The 15001-nt window shown below is 61.9% G+C and carries 10 protein-coding genes and 1 pseudogene; 4 read left to right on the top strand and 7 right to left on the bottom strand.

The annotated features are described in order from the left end of the window. Position 1 precedes the first annotated feature (1 nt). Complete coding sequence (locus ACOJSI_RS00975; protein WP_420136379.1) at positions 2–238, bottom strand: hypothetical protein; 237 nt, start codon at positions 236–238, stop codon at positions 2–4. 258 nt (positions 239–496) lie between these two features. On the opposite strand from ACOJSI_RS00975, the gene ACOJSI_RS00980 reads away from it, so the two are divergent. Continuing rightward, positions 497–2779 (top strand): glycosyltransferase, encoded by a 2283-nt coding sequence (locus ACOJSI_RS00980; RefSeq protein ID WP_420136380.1) that lies wholly within the window; start codon positions 497–499, stop codon positions 2777–2779. 118 nt (positions 2780–2897) lie between these two features. Next, positions 2898–4178, top strand: coding sequence for a glycoside hydrolase family 130 protein (locus ACOJSI_RS00985; RefSeq protein WP_420136381.1), 1281 nt, complete (start codon positions 2898–2900; stop codon positions 4176–4178). 23 nt (positions 4179–4201) lie between these two features. Here the strand turns inward: ACOJSI_RS00985 and ACOJSI_RS00990 are convergent, their stop codons facing one another. The 4 genes from ACOJSI_RS00990 to ACOJSI_RS01005 form a co-directional block, all read right to left on the bottom strand. Then, positions 4202–4435: a PspC domain-containing protein gene (locus ACOJSI_RS00990; protein WP_420136382.1), complete on the bottom strand. Its 234-nt coding sequence runs from the start codon at positions 4433–4435 to the stop codon at positions 4202–4204. A gap of 194 nt (positions 4436–4629) precedes the next feature. Beyond that, positions 4630–5067, bottom strand: coding sequence for a nuclear transport factor 2 family protein (locus tag ACOJSI_RS00995; RefSeq protein ID WP_420136383.1), 438 nt, complete (start codon positions 5065–5067; stop codon positions 4630–4632). 1 nt (position 5068) lies between these two features. After that, positions 5069–6412, bottom strand: a complete 1344-nt coding sequence (locus ACOJSI_RS01000) for a M20/M25/M40 family metallo-hydrolase (RefSeq protein ID WP_420136384.1) — start codon at positions 6410–6412, stop codon at positions 5069–5071. 105 nt (positions 6413–6517) lie between these two features. Then, on the bottom strand, positions 6518–9682 hold the full coding sequence (locus ACOJSI_RS01005; protein WP_420136385.1) for a TonB-dependent receptor: 3165 nt from the start codon (positions 9680–9682) through the stop codon (positions 6518–6520). 515 nt (positions 9683–10197) lie between these two features. On the opposite strand from ACOJSI_RS01005, the gene ettA reads away from it, so the two are divergent. Both ettA and ACOJSI_RS01015 read left to right on the top strand, forming a co-directional pair. Continuing rightward, entirely contained in the window at positions 10198–11877 is a 1680-nt protein-coding gene (ettA, locus tag ACOJSI_RS01010; protein WP_420136386.1) for an energy-dependent translational throttle protein EttA, read from the top strand. Between the two features lie 44 nt (positions 11878–11921). Continuing rightward, on the top strand, positions 11922–12734 hold the full coding sequence (locus ACOJSI_RS01015) for an adenylyl-sulfate kinase (RefSeq protein WP_420136387.1): 813 nt from the start codon (positions 11922–11924) through the stop codon (positions 12732–12734). A 3-nt stretch (positions 12735–12737) separates the two neighbouring features. On the opposite strand, the gene ACOJSI_RS01020 is transcribed toward ACOJSI_RS01015, so the two are convergent. Together ACOJSI_RS01020 and ACOJSI_RS01025 are read right to left on the bottom strand one after the other, a co-directional pair. Continuing rightward, positions 12738–14192, bottom strand: a complete 1455-nt coding sequence (locus ACOJSI_RS01020) for a GH1 family beta-glucosidase (protein ID WP_420136388.1) — start codon at positions 14190–14192, stop codon at positions 12738–12740. A 94-nt stretch (positions 14193–14286) separates the two neighbouring features. Continuing rightward, positions 14287–15001 (bottom strand): annotated as a pseudogene (locus tag ACOJSI_RS01025) (glucose/galactose MFS transporter); the annotation flags it as partial.

Consider the following 15001-nt stretch of genomic DNA (forward strand, 5'->3'; position numbering starts at 1 on the left):
ATCACTGCTTGTTGGCTTCGACCGCGTCAGCGGCGTCATGCGCGTTGTCAGCAGCGTTGTCGAGCGCGGCAGCAGCCGTGTCGTTCGACGTGTTCTCTGCCATATCCTCAAGGTTCTCGCCCGCGTTATCGAGCGCGTTGGCGGTCGCGTCAGTCGCGTTTTCCGCCGGGGTCTGCTTGCTGCAAGCGGCCAAAGACATCAGGCCGGCAGCGGCGAGAACAAAGACAACCTTCTTCATCCGAGCTGCTCCACGTATTTATTCCGGGCCCGGCCCGAATGCCGTCCCGACCGCTCCATTAGCGCACGGGTTTTGCCCGTCAACGCCGAATTTAGCGTGCTCCAAACCCGTCCCGCCCCATTTTGTTGCGTCGCAGCAGCGCGGCTGCAACCTTTTGGTAGTTGAAGATTTGTTCATAAATACCATCTTCAAGGAGCGGTTCGGCATTCGCCGCGCGACCTAAGTTGAGGTGGGGCTACGGACGGAAAAGAGGACAAGATGGCATCGACCATTGGCGCGACCAGGATCAAGCGGATTGCATTGATCGGCAATAGTCCGCCGCGGTTGTGCGGAATCGCAACCTTCACCCGCGACGTTGCCAAGGCGTTGCATGCGTCCTTCCCCAAGGTTGATCTTGATCTTTACGCCATGACGGATCCCGGCGGCTCTTACGCGTATGGCGAAGAAGTCACCTGCTCGATCCGACAGGAAGAATTGGCCGATTATCGCGCTGCGGCGCAGCGCATCAACGACAGCCGCGCCGATGTCGTGCTGGTGCAGCATGAATATGGAATTTTTGGTGGTCCGGCTGGCGCCTTATTGCTTCGCCTGCTGGATCGGGTCGAGGCGCCGGTCGTCGTAACATTGCATACGGTGTTGGAGCATCCCAATGCAGACCAGCGCGGAGTGATCGAGGCGCTTGCCCGCCGCGCGTCCAAGTTGATCGTGATGGCGCAGAAGGGTCGCGAGATCCTGATGCGCGTCCATGGCATCGCATCGCACCAGATCGCGATCGTACCGCATGGCGTGCCCGATCGCCCCTTCGTCCCGGCCGACAGCATGCAGGCCCGCTTCGGCTTCGCCGGCCGGCGCGTTCTGCTGACCTTCGGTTTGCTCTCGCCGAACAAGGGCATCGAAACGATGATCCGCGCGATGCCCGCCATCGTCGCCGCGCATCCGGAATCGCTCTATGTCGTGCTAGGCGCGACGCATCCCCATCTCGTCGCCCGCGAGGGCGAGGCCTATCGCGAGAGCCTGATGGCGCTGGCGGAGGAACTGGGCGTGGCCAGCTCCGTGCGCTTCATCGACGGCTTTCTCGATCAGGAAGCCTTGCTCGATTATCTGCAGGCGGCCGATGTCTATGTGACGCCTTATCTGACCGAGACGCAGATCACGAGCGGCACGCTGTCTTATTCGGTGGCGTTGGGGAAGCCAGTCGTCTCCACGCCTTATTGGCATGCCGCGGAGCTGCTGGCCGGCGGCACCGGCGTGCTGGTCCCGTTCGGCGACAGCCGCCGCTTCTCCGAAGAGATCATCACGCTGTTGGACGATCCCACGCGTCTGGCCGACATGGCCAACCGTGCTTATTCCGCCGGCCGTTCGATGCTGTGGAGCGCGCTGGCGCAGGCCTATGTCACGATCTGCGAAGAGGCGATCGCGAAGCGGCCGGTGCGAATCCACCGCGCCGCGCGGGCCCCGTCGCGCACTGCGGTCAAGCCGCGGTTAGAGGCGGTCGAGCGCATGACGGACGCGACCGGCATGATCCAGCATTCCAATTATGCCGTGCCGGACCGAAACCATGGCTATTGCGTCGATGATAATTGCCGCGCGCTGATGCTGATGCATCGGATCGAGGGCGAGGATGAGGAGCGTGCCGACCGGCTTGCCACTATTTACGGCGCGTTCGTCCAGCATGCCTGGAATGGCGATATCGGTCGTTTCCGGAACTTCATGGGCTTCGACCGGCAATGGCTGGAAGACGAAGGATCGGAGGATAGCTTCGGTAGGTCGCTTTGGACGATTGGCGCGACTGCCGCGGAGGCGCGTGACCCGAACATGCGGCGGTGGGCGCTGAACCTGTTCAATCAGGTCGCACCCCATTCGCTGGAACTTGGCAGTCCTCGGACGTGGGCGTTTGCATTATTGGGAGCGGAGGCCGTGCTGCGCCAGCATCGCGATCATCCGATCGCACGGCAGTTGGTCCGTGAGTTCGGCGCGCGGCTGCTCGAGCAGCTGCGGCAGGAGCGCAGGGACGGTTGGGTCTGGTTCGAATCGGTTCTGGCGTACGACAATGCCCGCCTGCCGGAAGCCCTGCTGCGTGCCGGCGATGTGCTTGGCGATGCCGCGATGATCGAAGAGGGCCTTGCCGCGCTCGAGTGGCTGGACGTCAAGCAGACCAATGGCGAAGGTCAGTTCCGGGCGGTCGGCAGCGACAGCTTTGGGCGCGCTTATGCCGATCCATTGCCGTTCGATCAGCAGCCTTTGGAAGCCTGGGCAACCGTCGATGCGATGATGTTTGCGCATCAGCTGACCGGTCAGGGACGTTGGCTCGACGCAGCCTGGCGTGCGCATGGCTGGTATCTGGGGGAAAATGACCTCAATCTGCCTATCGCGACGGTTGCCGATGGCGGCTGTTTCGATGGTTTGATGAGTGATCGCGTCAACCTGAATCAGGGCGCCGAATCGATCCTGGCATTTCAATTCTCCTGTGCGGCCATGTCCAAGGCCGCAACGAATGCGGACAGCCGTCCGGCAGAAGTGCAAAATAATTTGCGCGCGTGACGCCGATGCGGTGAGCCGCTGTCGAATTGGGGTTTATTTGCCTGCTCAGTGCCGGAATAAGGCCGTCCCAGGCCGGGGGGTTCCGGCACTGCTTTAAGACAATCGCCGGGGTGCCCGCTTGCTCGATGTGATTCACGCTCCACTGCGCCTGTCGGCGGACCCTGCGCGGGTTGTGGTGCGTCCCTTCCATATTCCGATCGAGGCCAGCAATTCTGCGGGCCGGCCCGGCCGCGTCCGCCGCATCGTGGAGTCGGTGCTCGAGCTGGACGAAGAAATGGCGGAGATCGAGCTGGAGCTGGTTTTGCGCGATTTCGAAGCGCGGCACTGGCAAACCCGATCCGTCTTCATGGGGCGCTATGCGCAGATCCAACATGCGCTAGGCCTGAACTCCGCCGAAATTTCGGAGATCAAGCAGCAGCTGATCGGCGCCTATTTCTGCCACGAATATAGCTATGCCGCCGCGGCGCTGATGAACCCCAGCGTCGTGCCGCACCCGGACCAGAGCGGCTTATCGCGCGGCGCCGTTCGGATCGCCATGTCGCTCCGCGCTGTCGGCGAAGGGCATATTTCCTCTGTATCCTTCCGCGAGGGCATTTTGGGCCCGGGCCCGGTAGTCGAGCTGATGCCGGAACCTCCGTTCGCGACTGCTGCGGACGGCGCGGGAGAGGCAGGCAATGGCGCGATCGAAGTCCATCGCCATCCCGACAGCTCACTGTCCGGTACGGTCCTGTTCCCGATGACCGCAGCACAGTCCAAGGGACTGGAGGATATGCGGCTGGTCGAGTTCACCCATGAGGATGGCAGCCGCGAGTGGATCGGTACCTACACCGCCTATAATGGCGCGGCCATCCGATCGGAATTGCTGCGTACGCGCGACTTCCGCACCTTCACGCTGTCGCCGATGGGCGGCCCGGCCGCGCGTAACAAGGGAATGGCGCTGTTCCCGCGCAAGGTGGGCGGCGAATATATGATGATCGGGCGGCAGGACGGGGAGAATGTGTTCCTGCTCCGGTCGGATCGGCTGGATTTCTGGGGCGAGGGCGAGCTGCTGCTGACCCCGCAATTCACCTGGGAAATGGTGCAGCTGGGAAATTGCGGTTCGCCGATCGAGCTGGATGAAGGCTGGCTGCTGCTCACCCACGGCGTGGGTGCGATGCGTAAATATTCGGTTGGCGCCATCCTGCTGGACAAGGAGGATCCTTCCAAGGTGATCGGCCGCATGAGCCAGCCGCTCCTGTCGCCCGCTGACGAAGATCGCGAAGGCTATGTGCCCAACGTGGTCTACAGCTGCGGCGGTATGCGGCACGGCGACCTGATCTTCCTGCCTTATGGTGTGGCGGATAGCTCGGTCGCCTTCGCCTTCGTTTCGATCGACAGCTTGCTGTCGGCCATGCGCTGATCGGCGCGCGGTTAAGAGCGGTTCTACGCGTCAGCGAGGATTGGAAGGGACCGCTTCGTCCGGTTGCGAACCAGCAATTTAGAGGCGAGCACAGCCACACCCGCTGCACCATAAGCTATCAGCGTTACCTGCGGCGCGAGTACCAGCGGCAGCAGGAGCGCGAGCCGCAGATAAAGCGGATTGAAGCCGAACGTTTCGCCAAGGGCGTGACAAATTCCGAGAAGATTATCCTGCTGCTGCTTGGCCGGGCTGATCATCATATTGTCCTGCATCGAGGAGGGACTATTCCCTCGTTGCCACAGGCTTTGCAGAGATCGTGCCAGATGAGCTCTACACCGAACTACAAGCGCTCTTTCGGATGGTGTGGGAGATCTCACAGGAATTTGGCACGTCGTGCCAACTTCTTGGCTGCCGCTAAGCACCCCGACCACCGGATCCGGACAGCCACCAGTCAGGGCAGAGGCGTAACCTGAGAATAGACGACTACCCAAGCGCCGTTGCGCTTCGCCCAAAAGTCAGAATAGCGAAAATGCTCGCTGAACGGCTTTCCATTGTCGGTGCCGCGGACCCGCGCTTCGCCGCCGATGATCGCGCTATTTTCGGTAGGCCGTACGAAGAGCCGGTCGACGATCTCGAACGGCTGCAACTTCGATTTAGGATCGGTGAAGCCGGCGATGAAGTCGGCCTTGTCGCCGATGCGTCCTGAGGCGCGCACCAGCAGGAAATCGGGTGCCAGCAACCGTTCGAGCGTGGCACGATCCGCATTGACTTGTGCTTGTTCGAACGCCTGCGATGCGGCACGGACTTCGCTATTATCGGCCGGAATTTGCGCGACCACGGTAGAGGCCGATGCAAACAGCGCCGTCGCCCATATCCGCGCGCCAACCACATCAATTCTCCTGCGGTTGAGGCGGCAAAGCCGCCAGGGGATCGGCTGTGTCGACCACCACCCGCAGCATCGCGGTCCACGCATCGATGGCTTGATTCAGCTGCGCACGATCAATCTTGTCGAGCGTGTCGTCAGCCGTGTGGTGAATATCGAAATAGCGAGTACCGTCCTGCTCTAGGTCGATCACCGGCGTGCCGCGCTGAACCATCGGCCCGATATCCGTGCCGCCATGCGCGGGTGATGATCCCGGGCCTACGCCAAGCCCGCCGAGTGCGGTGGTCAGTTCGGCCAGCAGCGGGGCCTTGGGATCAGCGAAATGCGTGCGGAATTGCCAAACGCGATCGCCACCAAAATCGGCTTCTGCGGTCAGCGCATGCTTTTCGGCACCGTGGGCTTTCGCATAAGCGTCGCCACCAAAGCCGCCTTCCTCTTCCGCTCCGAACCATACAAGTCGAATAGTGCGCTTGGGCTTGGGGCCGTCAAGGATGCGCTTGGCCGCTGCAGTGGTGATAGCCAAGCCGGCGGCATCGTCGATCGCACCGGTCCCGAGATCCCAGCTATCGAGATGACCGCCGATCAGCACCACGCCGGCTTTCGGATCACGCCCCGGCACCTCGGCAATGACGTTGCCCGACGGATGCACGCCCGTCATACGCGGCGTTAGCGCAAGATGGATCTGGACGGGCTTGCCGCGCGCGATGATACGCTCGAGCTGTTCAGCATCGGGCACCGACAAGGCTGCCGCCGGGATCGGCGTGGCACCATCCGTCCAATTCTGGACACCGGTATGGGGCACGCGGTGATGATCCGTGCCGATCGAGCGAATAAGGATGGCCGCCGCGCCTTTATTCGACGCAATAGAAGGCCCCGTCCGCCGGGCAGCCCCGAAATAGCCGTAGGACGATCCATCCTGCGTCGCCGTCATGCGGTGCGACACGAACACGATCTTTCCGCGAACCACGGCATCCGGCGCAGCCTTCAATGCCTCCAGGCTGGAAAAGCCGACAACCTCTGCCGTGATCCCGCCGTCCGGCGTGGAACCGCTATTGCCGAGTGCTGCAAGAACGAGCTTCTGGGGAAAGGGGGCGACGATCTCGGCTGTCTCGGCACCGCGCACCCAGACTGGCATGTCAAAGGGCTCGATCCGCACATTGGCGAAGCCTAATGCCTTGAGCCGAGCGACAGCCCAATTGCGGGCGCGTGCCTCCGCCTCCGTTCCGGCCAGTCGTTGACCAACTTCCGTCGTCAGACCTTCGACGATGTCATAACCGACGTCGCTCGGCGGTGCCGAGAAAGCCGAAGATGCAAGGAAAGCGGCGGCAACCGCGGGAATAAGAGCGCGCATGCTGTTCGCTACGCCAATTCTGCGCCGATTGGCAACGCGCGGCGGACTGAAAAAAACGGAGTGGCTGGCAAGGGGGCAGCCAGCCACTCCAGGGGAGAGACGTATTTAGAACGAACCGCGTAGACCGATAAGGAACTGTCTACCTGGCTTATACTCCGTGAACGTTGCGTTCGGGAACTGGAAATAGGTCCGCAGTTTAGAGTTGGTCAGGTTAACGACATCAAATGTCAGCTGCGGCGCATGGCGGATTCCAAAAATCTTCTCCAAATCGAAGATAGAAGAGAAATCGGTCTGGCGATAATTGTTCGTGAACAACGCCGCGTCAGGGATGCCGTTCTGGTTGCCGTTCGATGCTTGCGATCCCTTCCGGAACGTCGTCGAGACGCGCAAGCTCACGCCATTCTGCTCGTAGTAGGTACTGATATTGTACGTATACTTGGCCACGCCAAGCGCCACGGCGGGCGCGGCACCGCTTCCCTTTTGATCCACGATGGTGGCGTTGGCATTAAAACCGAAGCCCTTCACGCCGAACCGCTCGGTAATGAAATCAAGCGGCTGGACCCACTGGAATTCCATCCCGTTCACCGTAAGCGTACCGCTGGCATTGACCTGCTGCGAAACCTGCACGGTCGCCACGTCCGGGCCGCCGCGATCGTTGATCGCCTGCTGCTGCGTGGGCGACAAGGACGCGAAGGTGATGCCATAAGCTGCCAAGGCGCTGAATGGCTGCGTTATGATCTGGTTGTTGGTGAAGCCGGTCAGTTCCTTACGGAACGCTGCCACGCTGATCAGGCCTTCCCGGCCGGTATAATATTCGATGCCAAGATCGATATTCTTCGACGTGTAAGGTTTGAGCGCAGGGTTGCCGAGCGAGGCGGTGTCCGCCGACGGGGACGAGAAGTTGACACCCGGCAGTTGCGCGTTCGGATCCGCACGGGTCATCGTCTTCGACACGGCGAAGCGTGCAACCGCATGTTCGCCGATGTCATAGGCGAAGTTCGCGGCAGGCAGCCACCTCGTATAGCTGCTCTTCGTCGTCACCGTGTTCACGACGTTCGGATACAGGCTGCCCTGCTGATCCGCTGTCGGATTCGCCGGATTGCGCGGATCGGTCAGCGACACGAGACCCGAAATGGTCTGCCTCGTATGCACATAGCGCACACCGACGTTGAAGCGCAGATCGGCATCGGCGATCGTCTGGATGCCGTTCACGGAGAAATAGGCCGTCGGCGACTGTTCGCGAATATAGCCGCCCGAGGCGCCGGTGTTGGCCGATCCGGCCACCGGTGCGGAATCGTGGAAGGCATCATAATTGGATGCCTGCTTGAACTTGTTCCAGTCGACCGTGACATAGCCGTCCCGGCCGGGGCGCAGGAAGTTCGCCAGTTGCGACGTCGGGATCAGCGAGCCGCCATAGGTGACGGGGCCGGTCTGGCCGGCCGAGAAGCCGGTCCCGTAGCCTGCATAAGACGGATAGCCTGCCGGAGCTCCGCCCGGCGAATTCAAGCCATCGCAGGTCGGCTGCGCGTTGGGGGAGGGGACGAAAACGCTCGGATTGTTGCCGCAGACGGCATTCTGCCAAGCCTGGCTGTTATCGAACGCCTGGATGCGACGCGAAATGTCGTCATAGTTCGCACCGACCTTCACGTTGAGCTTCTCATCGCCCCACGTGAGGTCACCACGAATACCCTTCGTGATATATTTGCGGCGCTCGTCCTGGATGTTGACGCGGCCGCCGCCGGTCCAGCCGAAGTTGGCGGGATTGTTCAGATCGACATTGCTGGTGATCTGGGGAACGCCGCCGTCATTGACGTACGTAACCGTATTGCCGGACGAGGGCGGGGTGATGACGACAACGCTCGGCGACTCACGATGGAACGTGCTGCGCGTATAATTGCCCTGGACGTTGAGCTTCAGATTGCTCGTGATGTTCCACGAGGCGCCCGGGTTGACGCTCCAGAAGCGGGTCGTCTCGATATACGGACGATATTCCAGGAAGAATTGCGAATTGGCATAAGTGCCACCGGTAACCGTGCAGCCGTCCGAGCAATCCGTCTTGTCGTACGTGGTGTTGATGGGGATCAACGCGCCGTTGCGCCCAACCCAATTCATGTCGACGCGCTTCAGGTCGTTCTTCTTCCAGCCGTACAAGCCGTCAATATAGAAGTGCAGATCGTCACTCGGCCGCCATTCGGCACTGATGACGCCATTGATGCGATCGCGACTGCCGTACACGTCGGCGGGGCGGCCGAGACGCGGGATCAGACCATTGTCGATCTGCTGGATGGTCGCGCCGGGATTGAGGGCAAGTAGTGCCGCCTGATCGAGCGTCTGGCCGGGCACAAGGCCGTTCCCGGCATTGACCGGCACCGTCGACGGAATGGTCCAGTTGCCTCCACCCGTGGAATTCGCCCCTGTTGCCGAGCCGAACTGCGCGGCACTCAGGTTCGGGTTGGTATAACCGATCGTTTCATAGCCGGTGGTACGCGAAACGGTGTGGTTAGCGGCTACGCCGGCCAAGATGCCGAACGTTCCGCTGGTGTGGCTGGCGATGAGTGAGCCCCGCTGACCCCAGCGGGATGCTTGGCTCTGCTTGGTGCCCTGAAGGTTGTAGGTCACATGCGTGCCCGGATTGTCGAACGGCCGCGCGTTACGGATGTCGACGTTACCGGAGGCGCCACCCTCTTGGAGGTCGGGTGTGTAGCTCTTGTTCACGGTGAGCTTCGTGAACAAATCCGTCGGAAAGAAGCTGAGATCGACCGAGCGATCGGTGCCCTGAGCGTCGGTGGCGCCGCTGGAGGCAACAGCAATCGGCGCGCCGTTGAGCGTGACCTGCGTGAAGTTGCTGCCGAGGCCGCGGATCGCGACGTTAGTGCCTTCGCCCGTGATGTCGCGACTGATCGTGATGCCAGGAATGCGATTGAACGATTCCGCAATGTTGAGATCGGGGAATTTGCCGATGTCCTGCGCAAAGATGGAGTCGGTAAAGCCGGTCGCGTTACGCTTCGACGTGGTCGACTGCGCAAGGCTGCGGCGATACCCGGTGACCACCACCTCCTGAACATCGGGGCCGGTCCCGGACGGATCTGCCGTTGGTGGCGTTGCGGCAGGGGCGCCGACGGTTGCAGGCGTGTCGCTGGACGCCTCCGCTGCGGAGGCAGCAGCGGGAACCGCCGGCGCTGCGTCGGTCTGCGCAGCGGCAGGAATGGAATAGCCGGCCAAGATAGTGGCGCCGAGCAATGCGGCGCGTCGAGCAAAAATGGCTCGCATCAGGATCCCTCTCTTTCGGTCACCTCCCCGACGGAGGCGAATCTGCAAAGTCGCTATGTTAGCGATCACATCGCCGCCTATTCCGTAGCCGGCGATCCTGTCAACAAATGGTTTACCAACTGGTAATACCAGTTAGGGCCGGGTGTGCACTAGGTCCGGAGGAGCCGTTTGCCCGTACTCGGGCTGGGCAATCCATTATTGCCATGCGCAGCCTGTGAACGTGGTCAAGCCATTGGGAGCGGGCTCTGTGAGGTGACGGAGAAGACGGCTCACGACCTTTTGAGAGCGCTATCAACGGAGCGCCGCTGAAAGAATGACTAGCCGTTCCTTTATCGCGAGGAATTGCGTGGGTGACGCGCCGTTAGGTCGATCTTGCGCGAGGATGGGACAGCCTGATTGAGCTGGCCGCCGGATTGAAGATCCAGGTGACGACACCCATGTTGGCAAGCGCCAGCGGTGCGTCTATCGGCATCCGCACAGTTTCTCACATCATCGACACGCGGAGACGCCATCTTATGGCCGTGCAGTATAGCTTCGTCATGAAAGGCCTGACGAAGACCTTCCCGGGCGCCAATAAGCCCGTGCTCAACAACATCAATCTTCAATTCCTGCCCGGTACGAAGATCGCGATCATCGGTGTCAACGGCGCCGGCAAGTCGACGCTGATGAAGATCATGGCAGGCTATGACACCGAATATTCGGGCGAGGCCTGGGCGGCCGAAGGATATCGGGTTGGCTATCTTCCGCAGGAGCCGCAGCTCGACCCGGACAAGACCGTCCTCGAAAACGTCAAGGATGGCGTGCGCGGCGTTGCCGACATGGTGGATCGCTTCAATGCGATCTCCGCCGAGATGGGCGATCCGAAGGACGATACCGATTTTGACGCTCTGCTAGAGGAGATGGGCACGCTTCAGGAGAAGATCGACGCGGTCGACGGCTGGACGCTCGACAATCAGCTCGAGATTGCAATGGAAGCGTTGCGCTGCCCGCCCGGCGATTCACCGGTAACGAAGCTTTCCGGCGGCGAACGCCGCCGTGTCGCATTGACGAAGCTGCTGCTGGAAAAGCCCGAAGTCCTGCTGCTCGACGAACCGACCAACCACCTAGACGCGGAAAGCGTTGCTTGGCTGGAACGCCATCTGATCGATTACAGCGGTAACGTCATCCTCGTCACCCACGATCGCTACTTCCTCGATAACGTCGTGGGTTGGGTATTGGAGCTGGATCGCGGACGCAGCTTGCCGTTCGAAGGCAATTACTCTGCCTGGCTGGAAGGCCGGGCCAAGCGTCTCGAGCAGGAGGAGCGCGAAGAGAAGGGCCGCCAGACCGCGATCCAACAGGAGCTGGCGTGGATCCGGCAGAGCCCGAAGGCGCGTCAGACCAAGTCGAAGGCGCGTATCCGCGCGTTCGACGAGCTGGTCGAAAAGCAGGCGGATCGCCGCCCGGATAGCGCACAGATCCTGATTCAGATCCCCGAACGGCTGGGCCATAAGGTCATCGAAGCCAAGGGCCTTACCAAATCCTATGGCGAGAAGCAGCTGTTCGAAGACCTCTCCTTCACGCTGCCGCCCGGCGGCATCGTCGGCGTGATTGGCCCTAACGGTGCCGGCAAAACCACGCTCTTCCGCATGATCACCGGGCAGGAAAAGCCCGATGCGGGAGAGATCGACGTCGGGCCAACGGTCAAGCTCGGCTATGTCGATCAGTCGCGTGACCATCTGGATGCCAACAAGAACGTTTGGGAAGAGGTCTCCGACGGCCTCGATCGGTTCACGTTCGGCAAATATGACGTATCGACGCGCGCCTATGTCGGTGCCTTCAATTTCAAGGGATCAGATCAGCAGAAGCGGGTCGGCCAGCTTTCGGGCGGTGAGCGCAACCGCGTGCACATGGCCAAGATGTTGAAGGAAGGTGGCAACGTTCTGCTGCTCGACGAACCGACCAACGACCTCGACGTCGAGACGCTTCGTGCCTTGGAAGAAGCGCTGGAAAGCTTCGCCGGCTGCGCCGTGGTCATCAGCCACGATCGCTTCTTTCTCGATCGTCTGGCCACGCATATCCTCGCCTTTGAAGGCGACGGTCATGTGGAATGGTTCGAAGGCAACTTCGAAAGCTATGAGGAAGATAAGCGCCGCCGCCTGGGCGATGCCGCCGACCGGCCCGGCGCCGGCGCGTACAAGAAGCTGACCCGCTAACCCCGACGGTCGCCAAGCCGCCTAACCCGCGCTAGCGGGGCGGCATGGCGTCCGGATCGGCCATCGCGGAGAAGATCGAACAGGGCGTTCGCGCGCGGCTTCACGCCTGCGCGCGGCGCCCTTTCGTCGTCGGCCTGTGCGGCGCGCAGGGCAGCGGCAAGTCCACGGTGGCGGCCGCACTCAAGGCGCTGTTAGAGCGCGACGGCCTGTCCTGCGCGATCCTGTCGATCGACGACCTTTACCGGACCAAGGCCGAACGGCAGCGACTGGCAACGGAGGTTCACCCGCTGCTCGCGACGCGTGGCGTTCCCGGCACGCATGACATCGCGCTTGGCGAGGCGTTGTTCGACGCGCTCGCTCGTGGCGATGCCGTGACACTCCCGCGCTTCGACAAGGCGATCGACGATCGTCTGCCCGTCAGCGATTGGGAACGGCTTGCCGAGCCCCCGGCGGTGCTCATCTTCGAGGGCTGGTTGGTCGGCGCACGCCCGCAATCCGCCGCCGCGCTCGCTTCGCCGGTCAATGCGCTCGAACGCGCCGAGGATGCCGACGGCGCGTGGCGGCGTCATGCCAACGCACAATTGGCCGGGCCGTATCAGCAGCTTTTCGCCCGGATCGACTATCTCGCCCTGCTCGCCGCGCCCGATTTCGCGGTCGTCGAAGGATGGCGGCTGGAGCAGGAGCATGAGCTCCACGCACGACGCGGCGCTGGAATGTCGGACGAACAGGTGCGCCGCTTCGTCCAGCATTATGAGCGGCTCACCCGGCACATCCTCGCCGAGATGCCGGCCTATGCCGACATGACGATCGCGCTCGACGTCGATCGCGCGATCCACGCGGGCGACATCCGCGCCTGAGCGTCAGGCGACCGCATTGTCCCGGATGACCTTGGCATACCAATAAGCCGAATCGCGCGGCGTCCGCTTCTGGCCATGGTCGAAATCGACATGGACGATGCCGAAGCGCTGCGAATAGCCCGCCGCCCATTCGAAATTGTCGATCAGGCTCCACAGATGATAGGCGCGCACCGGCACGCCGTCGTCGATCGCGTTGCGCAATTCCGTGAGGTGACGGCGCAGATAATCGATCCGCCGAACGTCATGGATCCGCCCATACGCCGCCGGCGGCGTATTGTCGGCGATGCCATTCTCGGTGATCTCGATCGGAATGGAGCCGGTCAACTGCTGCATACGCTTGAGGATCTGGCGGATGCCGGGCGGATCGATATCCCAACCGAAGTCCGACTTGCCGATCGACCGCGGCGACCAGGCCCACTCGGCGCGCGTATTGAGGTTCGGGATACCGTTACCCTTGGGCTCATCCCACACGCGCCAGCCGCTGTAATAATTGATACCGACGAAATCGAGCGGCACCTTCAGCCGCGCCTCGTCGCCCGCCTGCCATCCGAGCAGCGCCGCCTGCTGATCCGCCGGCAGCAGATCGGGATAGGTGCCGGTCAGCGTCGCCTGCAGATACCAAAGGTTGATCAGCTTGTCCCAGCGCACCGCCGCCGCCTTGTCGGCCACGCTGTCGCTCGCCGGGAAGCAGTTCGCGCAATCATAGGCGCTGCCCACTTCCACTTTGGGATTGACGGCCTTGAGGGCGCGAAAGGCGTTGGCGTTGGCAAGATTGGCGACGTGGGTCGATTTCAGGAATGCCAGTGGATCCTTGCGCCCCGGCGCCATGCCGCCGTCCCAATAACCGGCCTGAGTGAAGGTTTTAACCTCGTTCAGCACGCTCCAGGCGTGGACGCGGTCCGCCAGCGCCCGAGCCATGATATGCGCATAATCGGTCATGCGATCGGCGGTGTCGCGGTTCGGCCATCCGCCCGCATCCTCCAGCGCCTGGGGCAGATCCCAATGATAGAGGGTAGGAAAGGGGCGGATGCCCGCCTCCAGCAGCCCATCGACCAGCCGCTTATAATAATCCAATCCCGCCTGATTGGCCGGACCGCGCCCCGTTGGCTGGATGCGGGGCCAGGCGATGGAGAAGCGGTAGCTCTTAACACCGAGCTGTTTCATCAGGGCGATATCATCGCGCCAACGGTGATAGCTGTCATCCGCAACGTCGCCGGTATCGCCATTCTTGGTCTTGCCGGGCGTGTGGGAGAAGGTGTCCCAGATCGAGGCGCCGCGACCGCCCTCATGCACCCCGCCTTCTATCTGATAGGCCGCTGTAGCCACACCCCATAAAAAGCCATTCGGAAACGTCACGGCGGCATTATCGGTCGCCGCGCGCAACATTGTGGAGGGTCCGGAGACGGCGAGCCCAGTACCCAGCGCCCAGCCTGATCTCAGGACGTCCCGCCGCTTCATGCCTGTCTCCACTGCCGTTATGTCAACGATGTCAAATCGCGCGATAACGCTAAATCGCGGTGAAATAAACAGGCGCGTCAGTTCAGCGAGAGGCCTAGAATGGATCGGCGGCCGGCGCCTCGACGGCGTTCGTCGGCTTGCTGCCCCACAGCGCATAGAACAGCACATAGAGCTCACAGGCGGCGGTCAGCAGGAATGACCATTGCAGGCCATAGTCGTCGGCCAGGCGGCCCTGCACGATGACGAGCGCACCGCCTGCGATGGCCATGATCAACAGGCCCGATCCTTCTTCGGTCAACGGACCGAGACCACGGATGCCAAGCGTGAAAATGGTAGGGAACATGATCGAATGAAACAGGCCCACCAGGATCAGCGACCACATCGCAAGCGGGCCGTGGGCGAACACCGTGACGATCATCACTATGAATGCGCCCACCGAGAAGAGTGCGAGCAGCGTTTCCGCGCGGACCTTCTGCATGATCGCCGAACCCAGGAAGCGCCCAACCATCATCCCGCCCCACAAGAGCGTCAGGTAGCGGCCCGCATGTTCGGGCGTCACGTTCGCGATATCCGGCTGGCTCACGAAGTTCACGAACAGATTGGCGACCCCGATTTCGGCGATGAGATAGATGAAGATTGCGGGAATGCCGAACACCAGGTTGCGGTGCCGCCAGAGCGAATGGTTCTTACGCTCTTCCTTTGCGACACGGTTCGTGGCTGTCCCCATCGCCGGCAGCGGGAAGCGGGCGATGACGAAGGCGAGCAGCACCAATACAATCGCGACCAACAGATAAGGCAGCACGACGGAA

The sequence above is a fragment of the Sphingomonas sp. genome (assembly GCF_048595155.1).
In the GTDB taxonomy this organism is placed as follows: domain Bacteria; phylum Pseudomonadota; class Alphaproteobacteria; order Sphingomonadales; family Sphingomonadaceae; genus Sphingomonas_I.

Excerpts from the sequence above, each read along its gene's own strand:
- ACOJSI_RS00975 (WP_420136379.1), bottom strand. The coding sequence starts at position 238 with ATGAAGAAGGTTGTCTTTGTTCTCGCCGCTGCCGGCCTGATGTCTTTG.
- ACOJSI_RS00980 (WP_420136380.1), top strand. The coding sequence starts at position 497 with ATGGCATCGACCATTGGCGCGACCAGGATCAAGCGGATTGCATTGATC.
- ACOJSI_RS00990 (WP_420136382.1), bottom strand. The coding sequence starts at position 4,435 with ATGATCAGCCCGGCCAAGCAGCAGCAGGATAATCTTCTCGGAATTTGT.
- ACOJSI_RS01000 (WP_420136384.1), bottom strand. The coding sequence starts at position 6,412 with ATGCGCGCTCTTATTCCCGCGGTTGCCGCCGCTTTCCTTGCATCTTCG.
- ACOJSI_RS01005 (WP_420136385.1), bottom strand. The coding sequence starts at position 9,682 with ATGCGAGCCATTTTTGCTCGACGCGCCGCATTGCTCGGCGCCACTATC.
- ettA (WP_420136386.1), top strand. The coding sequence starts at position 10,198 with ATGGCCGTGCAGTATAGCTTCGTCATGAAAGGCCTGACGAAGACCTTC.
- ACOJSI_RS01015 (WP_420136387.1), top strand. The coding sequence starts at position 11,922 with ATGGCGTCCGGATCGGCCATCGCGGAGAAGATCGAACAGGGCGTTCGC.
- ACOJSI_RS01020 (WP_420136388.1), bottom strand. The coding sequence starts at position 14,192 with ATGAAGCGGCGGGACGTCCTGAGATCAGGCTGGGCGCTGGGTACTGGG.